Consider the following 12,541-nt stretch of genomic DNA (forward strand, 5'->3'; position numbering starts at 1 on the left):
TCATTTTTTAATTCAGATGTTTAAATCTACAGCAGATACATAAGGTAAAGGGTCAAGTTGATTATGAACTTCGAATGCCTCCAATCTTTCAACACACGAGCCACATTTGCCGCACGCTTTCTCGAGGCCTTTATAACAGGTCCAAGTTTTAGAGTAGTCTAACTCCATTGCAAGGCCATCTTTTAATATGCCAATTTTATTTGAGTTGAGATATGGGGCGTACACTTTGACTGGCTCAAAGTTAGCTATTTTGGATGCCTTGTCCATGATTTCAACAAATTCTGGCCTGCAGTCAGGGTAGATCACATGGTCACCAGAATGCGCTCCATACCATACTTCTGAGGCCTCGATGTTTACTGCGTACCCAATAGCCAGAGACAGTAAAATCATATTCCGGTTGGGTACTACGGTCGATTTCATATTGTCGGCCTCGTAGTGCCCTTCTGGTATGTCGATTTGGTCAGAAACCAACGATGAGTTGGTGAACAAGGAACTTATGCTTTGGATATCTAGTATTTTATGAGGAATAGAATGTTCTTCTGTTACCTCTTGGGCACAAATGAGTTCCTTGCTGTGCTTTTGGCCGTAATTAAATGATAAGGCATATACCTCATGACCGGCACTAAGAGCTTTGTGAAGAACGGTAAAAGAATCCATACCGCCTGAATAGACCACGACTAATTTACTCATTTTTTATCTCCACACTTCATTACGATACTTGCGTAACAGGTGATTAGTGAGAGTTTGCAAATCTTTTGAAATATTTTGCAGTTCATTCCATTTTACTTTGTGATCAACTCCAAAATCCCAGTATCCATTTGTCCATTTGCAGTATGGTTTAAGTAATTCTAAATCTTGTTTAAATTGTTCTTTTGATACGAGTTCGTCATGAGTTTCTGAGTGATAACGGTCGTATATAGCATCCATTACATGCCCCATGGCGGAAATGCCCGCACCGTGCATTAAACGTGAATCTTTAGGATTTACATTCCATGCGTCAGGGAATACTTCACTGATAGCTCCCCAATAATTACACAAGAGAGTAAACATTGACTCAATATCACCTTCACCAGTTTCTGGATCACGGAATCTATACAATGCTCCTTCAGAGAGGCTACTTTCAATCAATTTTAAAATTGAATTATCCTTAATCTTTCCGTCAGGGTTTGTAGCTGTTTTAATCATCTGATACATAGGAGATGATGGTTGGTAATTTAGTTCATCCAATAACTTCGCTGGAAATCGTTTCTTCTGCAAGGGGCGTGCGAGCTTAGTATCAGTAAAAGGTAGTAACTCGTAGATCAACCCCTTCGGCAATGGCTTAGTTGAATTTACTAAAATAAACTGTTCTCTTTGTTCTTGAGAGTCATTAGTGATAAATGCTGAAACAGGCATTTGGAACTCACCACAATCAGCTTCTCTCAGCGCCGCGGATCTTTGTTGGCCATCTACAACCCAGCCAGGTTTGGGGGCGTCGCCTTCAACAAGTGGGATATTCAGTTCTCCGAAGGTTCCATCTTCAGTTAATGCGGTAAAAGATACTCTGTCATCAAATGCAATTACGATTGCATTTGGGATCATCGGATTCTCTGATTCTAAGTACCGGGCAATTTCATTAATGTGTGAAGAAACTTCCGGTCTTTGGTATCCAGCTAAATTATTTTGTTCTCGTTTTACCCGCGAAATTGCAGCAATATCTTGGATTGCTTTTCCTTTGATTGCGAAACTATATAGTTCACGTTTAGGGCCTTGTTTAATTTTTAAGGCTGGAATTTTCAACATCGTCATAGTGTTAATCCGGAATTTTCTCTAATTCTTTACGTATGGTGTTATAGGCATTAAATAAGTTATGAAAGCCACGACGGCGGTTTCTAGCAGCTGCGCGCTTTAGAATGACATGTATGCCAATCTCCTGACATATTTCGCAAGGACAGTTTTTCCATGGTTTATCGGTTAATACTTTATCCATTAGTTCTCGTCTGCTTTTTAAGTGCGCATCTTTCAAATAAAGCTTTTCGTATTCGCATAGTGAGTGGAGAACCGATTCTTTTGAAACTAATCCTTTGTCATATTTGATTACAAGGTCTAAGCATTGCTTTTCTAACTTTAATGCATCGTCCTGGTTAACTGTCCCACTGGCCACCAACTTTCTCATTGTATTGTTAGCATCTACCTGAGGGATAGCGATTGATGTGTACTTATGATTGGGTAGGTGGTAATTAAATTTATCATCCTTTAATCCTTGCATAAGAGGCGATGTTGAATCAAAGCTAGTTACTCCATATTTATGGAATTCCGCAATATATTCGAGTCTATTCACGCCTAATAGGTGGAATTGCGTCTTAGTATTTCTAACATCCTTAACACATTCGAGAATCTCTAAAATATCTTTTGTTTTTAGCGGAATCATTCCTCCCAGAGCGATTCTTGTATAGCCCATGGCCTGCAGATTGTATACGGAGTCTGCAAATGACGAAGGGTTCCATCCGTGCGCAACACCATAAGGAGTAAAAGGTTCGCTTTTGGATACATGAAGAAACTTAGAGGCATTTTCTAAATTAAGCTCTGCTCTTCTCAGGCACTCCTCTAGACGCTCATTAACGATCTTGGGCGCTTTAACATTGTCGCTTTCATAGTCAAAGATGATGTGGTCCATTGCGATGCCATAAGTAACGCCGGAATTGGTATAAAACTCCGCAACATCTTCTACTTTGTATGGCGGCACCTCTTCCTTCACATAACTGAAGGCACCACAATCGCCGATGGTTTCATAAGACCTTGGAAGTCTAAAAAAGCGGTAGATGCCCTCCCTGAAAAAGCGCTGCCGTTGCGCAACTGAGTACCTTCCTTTTACGCCGCTTAAGCCCTCAACAATGGCTTTTGACACGAGTATTCCGTCATAAACTGGTGACGAAAATATTTCATGAGCATACTTGTCATCTCTTTGAATAACACGGTGCTCGTTGTTCGTTTCCTTTTCAAAGTCAAAACTTGGATCTACAAAGTCATGACTATCAGGGAAGTAGAATTTAACTTTCTTCATATTCTATTCAACTACAAACCTAATCGCGGTTTTGAATAACCGAGAAAACCTTTTTTGCTCGCAAGAATAACCTTTCTCTCTAAATTTTCTTAAGACCACAGATGCTGCAAGTTTTACATCGGGTAACTCAACGAGTAGATCTTCAATAATTTTTAAAACCTCATCATCCGATAGTTTTTTTATTGGTTTTTTTTCAATGTCGGACGATTGCTTCTCGAGCGCTTGGTATTCCTCTTTCATATTCGCTATGGAATAGTTAGATTTCTTGCTGGACTTCAATAAATGCCTTGCAACTCTTGTATGAAGGGAGACCATAGAACCTCCGATGGCTTTGTGGGTTCTAACTTTTTCTCTAGTTACTACTGAGAAATCTTGCAGGTCTTTATCAATTAAACTGGTAATAACAAGCAGGTTATCTTTACTTAATAGCCTGGATGAAATGCTTTCTTTTATGTCCTGCTTTACAACATTGATGTAAGTGGGGGCCGCAGCAATTATAAATATATCATTTTGAAAGTTTTCAAAAAGTTCGGTTAAGGAGAATGAATTATCATTTGATACTGTAAGCCCTTTCCACCATATTCTGTTTTGTTCTTGTGGAAGCAAATCTAGACCAAGATTGTTGCAAACTGAGTTTATATTGCCAGTAGAAAATGTAGCGTCATATGATGCTATTTCATTTCGAGCATTTATTAGGCCATAACCTGCAGAAAGAACCCATAACTCAGCAGCGTAGTTTTCTAGAATATCCTTAGATACCGACCAATGATCACCTGTATAAACTTCCAAAGCGGGGCCTTTTTCCGCTCTTTGTGAAAGCGCACTTAGCCATTTTGCAGCGCTAAACTCCGGATGCTCTGAACACTCCGATAAGGGTAATGCATTGCCATACTTTACTGCTTTAGACTGTGTGCAACTGGTAATAAAATGAACAGTTCGCTTACTGTCCACGATAAATGGCACCACAAGTACAAGTTTCCTTAACTTCAACTGCGCTAATTTGCGGGAGTTCAGGTTTTAAGCGGTCCCAAATCCACTTAGAAATAACTTCTGCTGTTGGATTTTCTAATCCTTCTATATCGTTTAGATAGTTATGATCAACTTGGGATAATATAGGTTTAAATGCTTTCTTGACGTCCGCAAAGTCAATAAACCAACCTGTAGTGGCGTCTATTTGGTCGGTTAGGTGAATTCTGACTTTGTAAGAATGTCCATGCAGCCTTCCGCATTTATGACCTTCTGGAACATTAGGTAAGAAGTGCGCTGCTTCAAACGTAAAATCTTTATAAATCTCAACAGTCATATTAAGACCTCCCTTAATTTTTGTATTGTATCCAATCATTCGCTAGACAGCTACTGTGGATTTTGTCTAAACGGGGTTAATAGGTGTTATCCAACCGTAAATGTTTTTAAAAGATGGCATCTCTTGTTTGTATTGACATAAAACTGCATTAGTACTTTACTGTGATTAGAACCTATTAATGGAGTCTCACGGTATGAAAGAGCAAGAGTTAATTCATTCACTAGAAAGAGTCGTAGAGGTTTTGTCGCAAAACAGGAATGGTTGCAAGCAAGAGGCAATTAATATTGCGCTAGATGCTTTAGGCGTTCATGTTGAGCATAACCCCGTAAGAGAGTTTCTTAATTCAACTCAGAGTGATTACAGAGAAAGCGCATAGTCTTAATCTACTTTTTCAAATAAGTCGCTTACTTCACACTCGAAAAGATTACAAAGTTTGTCTATAGCTTCTAAGTCTACGCGAAGGGCAGTTTCTTTGTAGAGCAAGGTTATGGTGTTTCTATTGAGGCCTGTCTCTCTTGCAACGTCTGTTATTTTCATTTTCTTTTCACCCATCAATCTAGCTAAGTGACACTTTATCACTTTTTAACCTCCTGATTGAAAAAATGCCATTTAGAATGAAAAAAAGCTATTGAAGGCGGCATTGAAAATGTGTAATTTATCATTCTGGATGGCAAGTTTGTTTTTAGTATGAATATTTGCCTTGTAAAGTAACACTAAAGTTGATTTATAGCGACTAAAGCCATGGCAAATTATGTAACGACAGAAGAGTTGTCTCAATTGATAAAGTACGATTGTCGTACCATTCGTGAACAACTAAAGGATAATGTATTAATTCACGGAGTTCACTATATCCGCCCATTCGGAGGTAGGAAAATCCTATATGATTGGGATGAGATAAAGAAAGACATGTGTTTATTTTCTAAGGGCCAAAATTAACTCTGTATTAGTAAAAAGAACTCGTAAGACGTAGTTGTCCTACAAGTCCTATATTACCAATAATGGTATGTTAAATGTTTTCAATCAAATTGGTTTGTTACTTCGCTCCGCTTTACTCGACGCCATTCGACTGCGCTGACTAGGCCGTAATTTCCTGCATTGTTAGGTCGGCGCCATTTGGCATGAGGCATACTAATTAAGTATTTCAAAGCTTCATCAAATGAATCGACTTTTATTTCATCACCCTTTTCTCCCACAGAAAATCCTCCACGTTTATACTCACATTCGAAACTAAACGTAGTTCCGTCTGCGGCAACTGGAACATTCACATAGTCAGTATGTAAATCATCCATCCCAGATAGGTTTTTGGTAGGTTTATAGTCTTTTCGTGATTTTAACCATTCTTGAGCAAAAACTACGTCTATACGTTGCTGTCCAATGTTTGATTTATATACCTTGCCTTTTGGAGCGTTGAGTAAGTCGTTGCGAATGGAACGCTCAGACATATTGGCCAAAGCTGCCAACTCGGTAATTGTGAGGTCTAGACCTACAATTGACTGGAAGTTATCGAAGAGATAATCCAAATCATAAATTTCACCTAATGGTATACCATCACTTAAACAAAGCTTAATTCGGCCGTTAACGGCTTCATTGAGCAGTGTACAAAGAGAATCTTCTTCATAAATACCGACTAATTGCTCCATTTTAGAAAACCTGGAAATATCCTCCAGATCTGACGGAAGCATTTCGCCGTCCATGATCTTTCCTTTTACTCCTAACTCATAAAGTCGTTCAAGTAGACTTATCAAGCGATCTGTACCGACCTGGTTAATAGATAGTCCAACAAAAGTTTCGCCTGAATACTCATTCAACAATTCGAGAAGAAAATTGATGTAACGATCCGCGATATCTACAAAAAGTTTCTCGCTGATTAATTCATGTCTTATCATTTTAAACCTAAATGTGTTTTCCTGTGGACATGTTAAGGTTAAATTAATTGGGCTTATTGTCAATCTGTTTGTGTTTTAATTTTATCATTGTTGGGTTTTTTGTGTTCGTCGGGGAAACCAACAAGATACTTATTGATAATCTTCAAATCATTCTTGTGCCAACACAAGGAATGATGGGCATCAGGATATCTGGTAGTGATATTTAGTCCTTCGTTAGTTAATTGATATTGCTAGAAATATGTATCACCAAAGAATCTTTTTAGATTCCCTAAACATCACAATTTTACTCGATCACAAAGTCCAATGAAGTTTTTGCTGTTTATTGAGTATGCAAAACGGGCAGCATACTATGAGAGATTTCATCGAGAGATTGCTGCTATTTAAGAGCAAAAGGGCGTACCGATGCCATAAAACAGTGGCTGTTTTAATGAAAGAGCAATCTACTACACCAAGCAAATGACAACAGAGAAAAATAACCCAATCATCAGGCGCAGTGTTAGGTTATTACATGCCGTGCAAGAACTTCACAAGCAAGGGTTTCATAATCTGGCCTGCATCTGTGCAATGAGTCCGTCAGGTACGGACTGGCGTATCCGTTTACATCCATTTCAAAACTTATATTTTGATGAAGATGGCTTTGTTCAAAGCACAAAGATGCTTAAGCATGAACGAGCAAACCATTCTTCAGCTAAAGAGGGAAATTGTTATTTCGGCTGGGTGGACGCAAAAGATTTAACCGCTAAAGAACTCGCCGAACGAATTAAAGAGCGTTTCCCTGAATTAATAGCCGCAAGTGTTGGGGAGAATTACGCTTTCGTTGGTTGGTTCACTCATATGCTTGGTATAGCTGAAAGGGGCGCTTTACCGGTATTTTCAAGTGAATTTGGAGGGCTTGCTGGTGGGATGGTCTTTACTTCTGTGTCTGACCTGCGGTTACCCGCTCCGCCTTATCCGGTTATTATGTCTTCTGGAAAAATCCGCTTTTTATGGGCAGAAGAGCCAACGTTAAAACATGATTGGCACACTGCCTATCAACCCATCATAAACGCTTTGAAAGATAGCCGGGTTCCAAGGTTTCCAAAGTATCCATCGTATTCAAACGATTTGTTTGTCCACGGTGCTTACTGGGAAGGTGTCGTTTACTATTTGCATGCAATTCTGGGTTTCGAATCTGAAACTGAGTACATCGAATCCAAAGCCAGTCAGGCGGAGCGATTATCTGTTTTTTCGACAATTTTTGATTCGGAAGGGCAGTTAGATTTGTTGGATGCATATTTTAGCCGGGTTGTACTGAAAGAATCGCGATCTCGTTTAAATCACAAAGCCCAGCAGTTCTGTCAGCAGACAATCGAACGTGTTGAAGCAACCTACAGGTTAAAGCCTTGTCGTTTCCCGAATCCCTATTTCGGAGGGAATAATCCTTTGCATTTAACGCGATTGGAGTATTTTACTGGCTCCACATAACAATAGTTACTGGCGCTCATCAGGATGTGGTTTTAACCGATATAACCAAATAACGCCGTTTTTAGTCGGCTGAGTATTAAGCTCAAAAATAGGCGATTGCTCAATAAGCGTTTTTAAAGCAGGAAGTGTTGAAAACGCTTGCTCCTCACATACTTTTTCAATGATATCTTCAGGCTGATTTTTTATAAATTGACCAGCGAGGTTGAGTGATGACCAACCATCGTCTCTGATTGAAAATGATGCGGCATCTCTCAGTAATTTGTCTAATCGGGTTTCACCGGGGTAGATACCTTCTACAAGAAACCTGCGGCCCGCCTCGGACTGAAAAAAGTCAGCTATTTGCTGACGAATGTTTTGCTGTGTTTCGCAAAGAGTGGTTAGGTTTTTCAGAGCCGGTAAGAATCTCTCTCGTTGCTTTTCGAGTGATTCGCTGAGTTCCTCAATACTTTGCAGTGAGGTCGGGTCGTATTTGGGGAGTAAATGATGGACTAACTCATTACGCTCCTTTACCAACTCAGAAAAATACTGTTTCTCTGCATTGATTCTTTCTTCGGAGCGCTGCACAGAATATTTGAAAGATAGATAGTGTTGAGATGGATCTTCATGAGGAGGCATTTCATTTTCTGATGTATCGAAGATCGTGTTGAAATATTCTTTCGATAATTGGCCCATCGTCATCGACGAGATATCGGATGCCCGTTTAGCTTTTATGCTCTGTAGCTCATTCCCATAGCCCTCCAGAGAGCTGTTTGCCAGTAAAAACTTAAGTAGCTGCTCCATATGCTGAAACATGATCATGTTTCTACCAATTCGTCGCATGCATTCATTTCTTGCCGTTTCTACTTGTTCATCCATGATTGTCACCGGAATAACGAAATTCATTGGCTATTTTAAAGTCTATAACGACTATGTGGCAGCAAAAATATTTTGCTGTGGTTGCCACTCGTGTCATCCGTGTGACCCGTGTACACGTTTTGTAATGACGGACATTTTGTAAAAGGTATAGCTGCCACTAAGTTGATGGGATAGTTTCACAGTCCTGGTTGGTAAAATAGGCTTGCAAAGAATGACGTGAAGTATAATGCTCTAACCAGTCGTCAGTGAAAGCTGACTAGAACTTACTTAAAAACTACCAATAGGTCAGAATGTGAGTAATAAAAAAAGTATGCCCAAAAAACCGGTTACTGCTATACATCCTGATTACACAGCAACCGCGGTTGAACTTCAATTTGAGCTTTTAAAGCAGTTTGCTTGGTTGGGTTCAGCGATAATTGGCGGCATCGTAATTTTACTTCAGCTCGACCAAATTACTATAGGAAAGCATGTGTATGCCGCTTTGTCGTGTTTTGCTATTTCTATTGTGGTCTCTGTTCAAGGGCAGGATTACCTAGTCAATAAGCTGGCTGAAGGAAAGGTATTAGAAGAGCTAGCATCTAGAATGAAATTGATTCGTATGACTGCTTTTAGCTTGATATGCTTCGGTGCTGGTATAATTGTTTCTTACTTTTGGAAGCAATGAGCAGCTCCCTCATAGGGCATTGAAGTGAAATTTTTATTCATGAACACTTTTGCTCATCACTCTATTCAAGGCTAAATCTTTCACAGTGAGCTATAACGATTTATTTCGTTTATTTTGGATGTTGTTCTTACTTAGAAGGATTGCACGTACGAGAATCAGGGCTCTCGCACAAATCTACCTGACTTAACGTAGCATGTGCATGCTCTTTCATTACGGCTTCAGCTCGGGCCCCTTGCTGTTTTAACAGAGCGTCAAATACAACATGATGTTGCATGTTGGCAAAGTTGAACCGTCTGAACTCTCGATCTAATTGTTTAGGGTTAAATACTAATGCGTTCACTGATGCGAAAGGTAAATGTTCATTTAGTTGCATTGCCGATTGGATTGCCGGATTGCCACTGGCGTTGATAATCAAATCATGAAACTGCTTGTTGATTACGTTGTATTGTTCAATATCCTCTTCAGTTAAATAGCCCTTTTCGAATATAGCGTCGGCATTTTTTAAGCACTCTGCAAGTTGCACCCGGGTATCTTCGGTTAATCCTTTTTCTGCTGCTTGCCTTGCTGCCAGACCTTCCAACACACCACGTACTTCAACCGCACCCAATATTTCGTCATTGGTTACCTTTCTGACCTGGTATCCGCGTCGCGGTAACTTAATTAGCAGGCCTTCTTGTGCAAGGGCTCTGAATGCAATGCGAACCGGAGTTCGTGACACGCCCAATAGTTCTGCCGTCGGAATCTCAGCCAGGCGCTCACCTGCCGGAAAGACACCGGAGACAATCTTATCGCGCAAAATACTAATTACTGCCTGACCTTCACGTGGCATAACACCTCCATTACAAAAAGGGCAATACGCTACCGCATTCTGAGAGTTAATTGGATCCAATAATTTATATTATGCTGGTTTGGTCAACATATTGAAATAGCGTATTTATAGGCAGCTCAGATGAGTGATAGTGAGCAAAGAGGCTGCGTTTTGCGTCTTCTGATACGTATGAGTAATTAATTATTGGATCCAAAAAATGGGGTTTTATGTTGTTAATGCGTAAAAAAGATCATAAAGTGGATCCAATAGTTAACAAAAGGTTAAACTCATGCATCCACAAAGTTACCCATTGAATACTTGGTACGTAGCTGCAACACCAGACGAAATTTCAGACAAACCGTTTGCTCGCCAGATCTGCAGTATCAAGCTTGTTTTCTTTCGAAATCCACAGCAAAAAATTGTAGCGGTAGAAGATTTCTGTCCTCATCGTGGTGCGCCCTTGTCGTTGGGGTTTGTAGAAAACGGGCAGCTGGTGTGTGGGTATCACGGTTTGCGCATGGGAGATGATGGCAAAACCCAATCTATGCCCAATCAACGGGTTGCGCACTTTCCCTGTATAAAGCATTTTGCGGTGATTGAGCGTCATGGTTTTGTGTGGATATGGCCGGGCGATCAAACCTTGGCCGATGACAGTCTAATCCCTGAATTACATTGGGCTAATAACCCTGATTGGGGATATGGGGGCGGCCTTTATCATATTAAGTGTGATTATCGGCTGATGATCGACAACTTAATGGATTTAACGCATGAAACCTATGTTCACGCTAGCAGTATTGGACAAAAAGAAATAGATGAGTCACCGGTTTCCACCAAAATGGAAGGCCAAACGGTGGTTACAAGCCGATTTATGGACAACGTAATGGCCCCACCTTTTTGGCAAGCTGCTCTGCGTGCCAATGACTTAGCAGACGATGTAGCAGTAGATCGCTGGCAAATATGCCGTTTTTCACTTCCCAGCCACATTATGATTGAAGTGGGTGTTGCTCATGCCGGAAAGGGCGGATATGACGCACCTAAGTCACATAAAGCCAGTAGTATCGTTGTGGACTTTATTACGCCGGAAACTGAGCATTCAATTTGGTATTTCTGGGGGATGGCACGTGATTTTAAACCAGAAGATCAGGCACTGACGCAAACCATTCAACAAGGTCAAGGCGCCATTTTTGCGGAAGACCTGGAAGTATTGGAGCGTCAGCAACGAAACTTATTGGATTACCCTGACCGGTCTCTTTTGAAGCTGGATATTGACGCCGGTGGCGTACAGGCACGCAGAATGATTGAGCGTGTTATAAAGCAAGAGCAAGCGGCTTCCGCATCCACGAACGCCGGAGAAAAACAATGTTCGAAGTGATCGTCACCAACAAACAGCCACTTACGGCGTCTGTGTGCCGTTTACAACTGGCGGCGGTCGATGGCAGTGCTTTGCCTGCCTGGCAAGCCGGGGCTCATATCGACGTACATTTACCAAATGGCATTATTCGCCAATATTCATTATGTGGTGGGGTAGATACCAAGCATTATGAAATCGCTATCTTAAATGAGCCTAATAGCCGGGGTGGTTCAAAATACATCCATGATCAACTTCAACAAGGCGATGTGTTAACCATTAGTGCGCCTAAAAACTTGTTTCCACTAGTACAAGGCACCCATAAAACGTTATTGATTGCGGCTGGCATTGGAATCACTCCGGTGTTGGCTATGGCCGAGCAACTGCATGCTGAAGACACACCTTTTGAGTTACATTATTGTGCCCGGGAACAGCAACATGCTGCCTACTACGATCGTATTTCAAACTCAGATTATGCGCGCAATTGTCATTTTCATTTTAGTTTAGGTAACAGCCAAAACCGGCTTAATCCGTATCGGTTGTTGGCTGACTACAACCAAGATACTCAGTTATATATCTGTGGGCCGAATCTCTTTATTCAGGACGTTATCAGTGCTGCTGAGCAACATGGCTGGCCAACAGAAAATATCCATCGGGAATTTTTTGCGGCTGAAGCAATAGACCATAGTCAGGATCAACGTTTCGAGGTAGTTATTAATAGCACCGGGCAGGTTTTGCAGGTTGCTGAAGACGTCTCTATTTTGAATGTTTTGGAAGACAACGGTATGTTTATTCCGGTGGCTTGTGAAGAAGGCGTTTGTGGTACCTGCCTTACCGGTCTGCTCGAGGGTGAAGCCGACCATAAAGACGTGTTTTTGAGTGCAGATGAAAAACAGAAAATGAATCAGATTACGCCGTGCTGTTCCCGTGCAAAAAGCAAACGGCTGGTATTGGATTTGTAATTAGCCAGGTCTATGTAAGCAGTTAACCTGTGTTCTTCCAAATCATAATAAGCAGGCTTGTGCTGCAAGCCTGCTTCTTCTTACTAATCGTTGATTATTGGCAACTAAAACTCTCAGCAGATTCTACATCCCCATTTCCGGCATCCGCATTGTATCGGGCTACCGTCGGATAGGCACATAACGGGCGAGTTCGGTCTGCGGCCCATGA

At 40.9% G+C, this 12,541-nt stretch carries 15 protein-coding genes; 6 read left to right on the forward strand and 9 right to left on the reverse strand.

Translation table 11 applies throughout. From position 1 onward, the window contains the following. Nucleotides 1–12: 12 nt before the first annotated feature. Genes queC through queD form a run of 5 tightly spaced genes read right to left on the reverse strand, consistent with a single transcriptional unit; the run spans nucleotide 13 to nucleotide 4,346 of the window. Nucleotides 13–690, reverse strand: coding sequence for a 7-cyano-7-deazaguanine synthase QueC (gene queC / locus AC4MRN_RS02415; protein WP_491202395.1), 678 nt, complete (start codon nucleotides 688–690; stop codon nucleotides 13–15). A gap of 3 nt (nucleotides 691–693) precedes the next feature. Then, nucleotides 694–1,788 (reverse strand): DGQHR domain-containing protein DpdB, encoded by a 1,095-nt coding sequence (gene dbpB, locus AC4MRN_RS02420; protein ID WP_491202396.1) that lies wholly within the window; start codon nucleotides 1,786–1,788, stop codon nucleotides 694–696. A gap of 4 nt (nucleotides 1,789–1,792) precedes the next feature. After that, a complete protein-coding gene (gene dpdA, locus AC4MRN_RS02425; protein WP_491202397.1) occupies nucleotides 1,793–3,043 on the reverse strand; it encodes a tRNA-guanine transglycosylase DpdA in 1,251 nt (416 codons plus the stop codon). Between the two features lie 3 nt (nucleotides 3,044–3,046). Continuing rightward, nucleotides 3,047–4,009, reverse strand: a complete 963-nt coding sequence (locus AC4MRN_RS02430) for a DUF6884 domain-containing protein (RefSeq protein WP_491202398.1) — start codon at nucleotides 4,007–4,009, stop codon at nucleotides 3,047–3,049. Then, nucleotides 3,984–4,346, reverse strand: a complete 363-nt coding sequence (gene queD / locus AC4MRN_RS02435; protein ID WP_119503237.1) for a 6-carboxytetrahydropterin synthase QueD — start codon at nucleotides 4,344–4,346, stop codon at nucleotides 3,984–3,986. Before queD ends, AC4MRN_RS02430 begins: the two co-directional genes overlap by 26 nt. 193 nt (nucleotides 4,347–4,539) lie before the next feature. Between queD and AC4MRN_RS02440 the strand changes: the two genes are divergently transcribed. Beyond that, nucleotides 4,540–4,722, forward strand: a complete 183-nt coding sequence (locus AC4MRN_RS02440) for a hypothetical protein (protein WP_491202399.1) — start codon at nucleotides 4,540–4,542, stop codon at nucleotides 4,720–4,722. A gap of 2 nt (nucleotides 4,723–4,724) precedes the next feature. On the opposite strand, the gene AC4MRN_RS02445 is transcribed toward AC4MRN_RS02440, so the two are convergent. After that, a complete protein-coding gene (locus tag AC4MRN_RS02445) occupies nucleotides 4,725–4,925 on the reverse strand; it encodes a helix-turn-helix domain-containing protein (protein ID WP_119499503.1) in 201 nt (66 codons plus the stop codon). A gap of 162 nt (nucleotides 4,926–5,087) precedes the next feature. On the opposite strand from AC4MRN_RS02445, the gene AC4MRN_RS02450 reads away from it, so the two are divergent. Beyond that, nucleotides 5,088–5,282 carry a hypothetical protein gene (locus AC4MRN_RS02450; RefSeq protein WP_491202400.1) on the forward strand — a complete coding sequence of 65 codons (195 nt, stop codon included), beginning with the start codon at nucleotides 5,088–5,090 and terminating at the stop codon, nucleotides 5,280–5,282. 80 nt (nucleotides 5,283–5,362) lie between these two features. Here AC4MRN_RS02450 and AC4MRN_RS02455 read toward each other — a convergent pair whose 3' ends face one another. Then, a complete protein-coding gene (locus AC4MRN_RS02455) occupies nucleotides 5,363–6,232 on the reverse strand; it encodes a hypothetical protein (RefSeq protein WP_491202401.1) in 870 nt (289 codons plus the stop codon). A 456-nt stretch (nucleotides 6,233–6,688) separates the two neighbouring features. Here AC4MRN_RS02455 and AC4MRN_RS02460 point away from each other — a divergent pair, with 456 nt between their 5' ends. Next, nucleotides 6,689–7,696 carry a hypothetical protein gene (locus AC4MRN_RS02460; RefSeq protein WP_491202402.1) on the forward strand — a complete coding sequence of 336 codons (1,008 nt, stop codon included), beginning with the start codon at nucleotides 6,689–6,691 and terminating at the stop codon, nucleotides 7,694–7,696. 6 nt (nucleotides 7,697–7,702) lie between these two features. Here AC4MRN_RS02460 and AC4MRN_RS02465 read toward each other — a convergent pair whose 3' ends face one another. After that, a complete protein-coding gene (locus AC4MRN_RS02465) occupies nucleotides 7,703–8,551 on the reverse strand; it encodes an LOTUS domain-containing protein (RefSeq protein WP_491202403.1) in 849 nt (282 codons plus the stop codon). A gap of 292 nt (nucleotides 8,552–8,843) precedes the next feature. Here AC4MRN_RS02465 and AC4MRN_RS02470 point away from each other — a divergent pair, with 292 nt between their 5' ends. After that, complete coding sequence (locus tag AC4MRN_RS02470; RefSeq protein ID WP_073324045.1) at nucleotides 8,844–9,215, forward strand: hypothetical protein; 372 nt, start codon at nucleotides 8,844–8,846, stop codon at nucleotides 9,213–9,215. Between the two features lie 127 nt (nucleotides 9,216–9,342). Here the strand turns inward: AC4MRN_RS02470 and AC4MRN_RS02475 are convergent, their stop codons facing one another. Beyond that, nucleotides 9,343–10,044 (reverse strand): GntR family transcriptional regulator, encoded by a 702-nt coding sequence (locus tag AC4MRN_RS02475; protein ID WP_370243221.1) that lies wholly within the window; start codon nucleotides 10,042–10,044, stop codon nucleotides 9,343–9,345. A gap of 268 nt (nucleotides 10,045–10,312) precedes the next feature. Here AC4MRN_RS02475 and AC4MRN_RS02480 point away from each other — a divergent pair, with 268 nt between their 5' ends. Both AC4MRN_RS02480 and AC4MRN_RS02485 read left to right on the forward strand, forming a co-directional pair. Then, nucleotides 10,313–11,395: a Rieske 2Fe-2S domain-containing protein gene (locus AC4MRN_RS02480; RefSeq protein WP_490402546.1), complete on the forward strand. Its 1,083-nt coding sequence runs from the start codon at nucleotides 10,313–10,315 to the stop codon at nucleotides 11,393–11,395. After that, nucleotides 11,383–12,333, forward strand: a complete 951-nt coding sequence (locus tag AC4MRN_RS02485; RefSeq protein WP_491202404.1) for a PDR/VanB family oxidoreductase — start codon at nucleotides 11,383–11,385, stop codon at nucleotides 12,331–12,333. Before AC4MRN_RS02480 ends, AC4MRN_RS02485 begins: the two co-directional genes overlap by 13 nt. The last annotated feature ends 208 nt before the right edge of the window (nucleotides 12,334–12,541 follow it).

The organism is Marisediminitalea sp. (genome assembly GCF_984433645.1).

Bases quoted from the DNA above. Each gene is read 5' to 3' on its own strand.
- queC (WP_491202395.1), bottom strand. From the start codon at position 690: ATGAGTAAATTAGTCGTGGTCTATTCAGGCGGTATGGATTCTTTTACC.
- dbpB (WP_491202396.1), bottom strand. From the start codon at position 1,788: ATGACGATGTTGAAAATTCCAGCCTTAAAAATTAAACAAGGCCCTAAA.
- dpdA (WP_491202397.1), bottom strand. From the start codon at position 3,043: ATGAAGAAAGTTAAATTCTACTTCCCTGATAGTCATGACTTTGTAGAT.
- queD (WP_119503237.1), bottom strand. From the start codon at position 4,346: ATGACTGTTGAGATTTATAAAGATTTTACGTTTGAAGCAGCGCACTTC.
- AC4MRN_RS02440 (WP_491202399.1), top strand. From the start codon at position 4,540: ATGAAAGAGCAAGAGTTAATTCATTCACTAGAAAGAGTCGTAGAGGTT.
- AC4MRN_RS02450 (WP_491202400.1), top strand. From the start codon at position 5,088: ATGGCAAATTATGTAACGACAGAAGAGTTGTCTCAATTGATAAAGTAC.
- AC4MRN_RS02455 (WP_491202401.1), bottom strand. From the start codon at position 6,232: ATGATAAGACATGAATTAATCAGCGAGAAACTTTTTGTAGATATCGCG.
- AC4MRN_RS02460 (WP_491202402.1), top strand. From the start codon at position 6,689: ATGACAACAGAGAAAAATAACCCAATCATCAGGCGCAGTGTTAGGTTA.
- AC4MRN_RS02465 (WP_491202403.1), bottom strand. From the start codon at position 8,551: ATGGATGAACAAGTAGAAACGGCAAGAAATGAATGCATGCGACGAATT.
- AC4MRN_RS02475 (WP_370243221.1), bottom strand. From the start codon at position 10,044: ATGCCACGTGAAGGTCAGGCAGTAATTAGTATTTTGCGCGATAAGATT.
- AC4MRN_RS02480 (WP_490402546.1), top strand. From the start codon at position 10,313: ATGCATCCACAAAGTTACCCATTGAATACTTGGTACGTAGCTGCAACA.
- AC4MRN_RS02485 (WP_491202404.1), top strand. From the start codon at position 11,383: ATGTTCGAAGTGATCGTCACCAACAAACAGCCACTTACGGCGTCTGTG.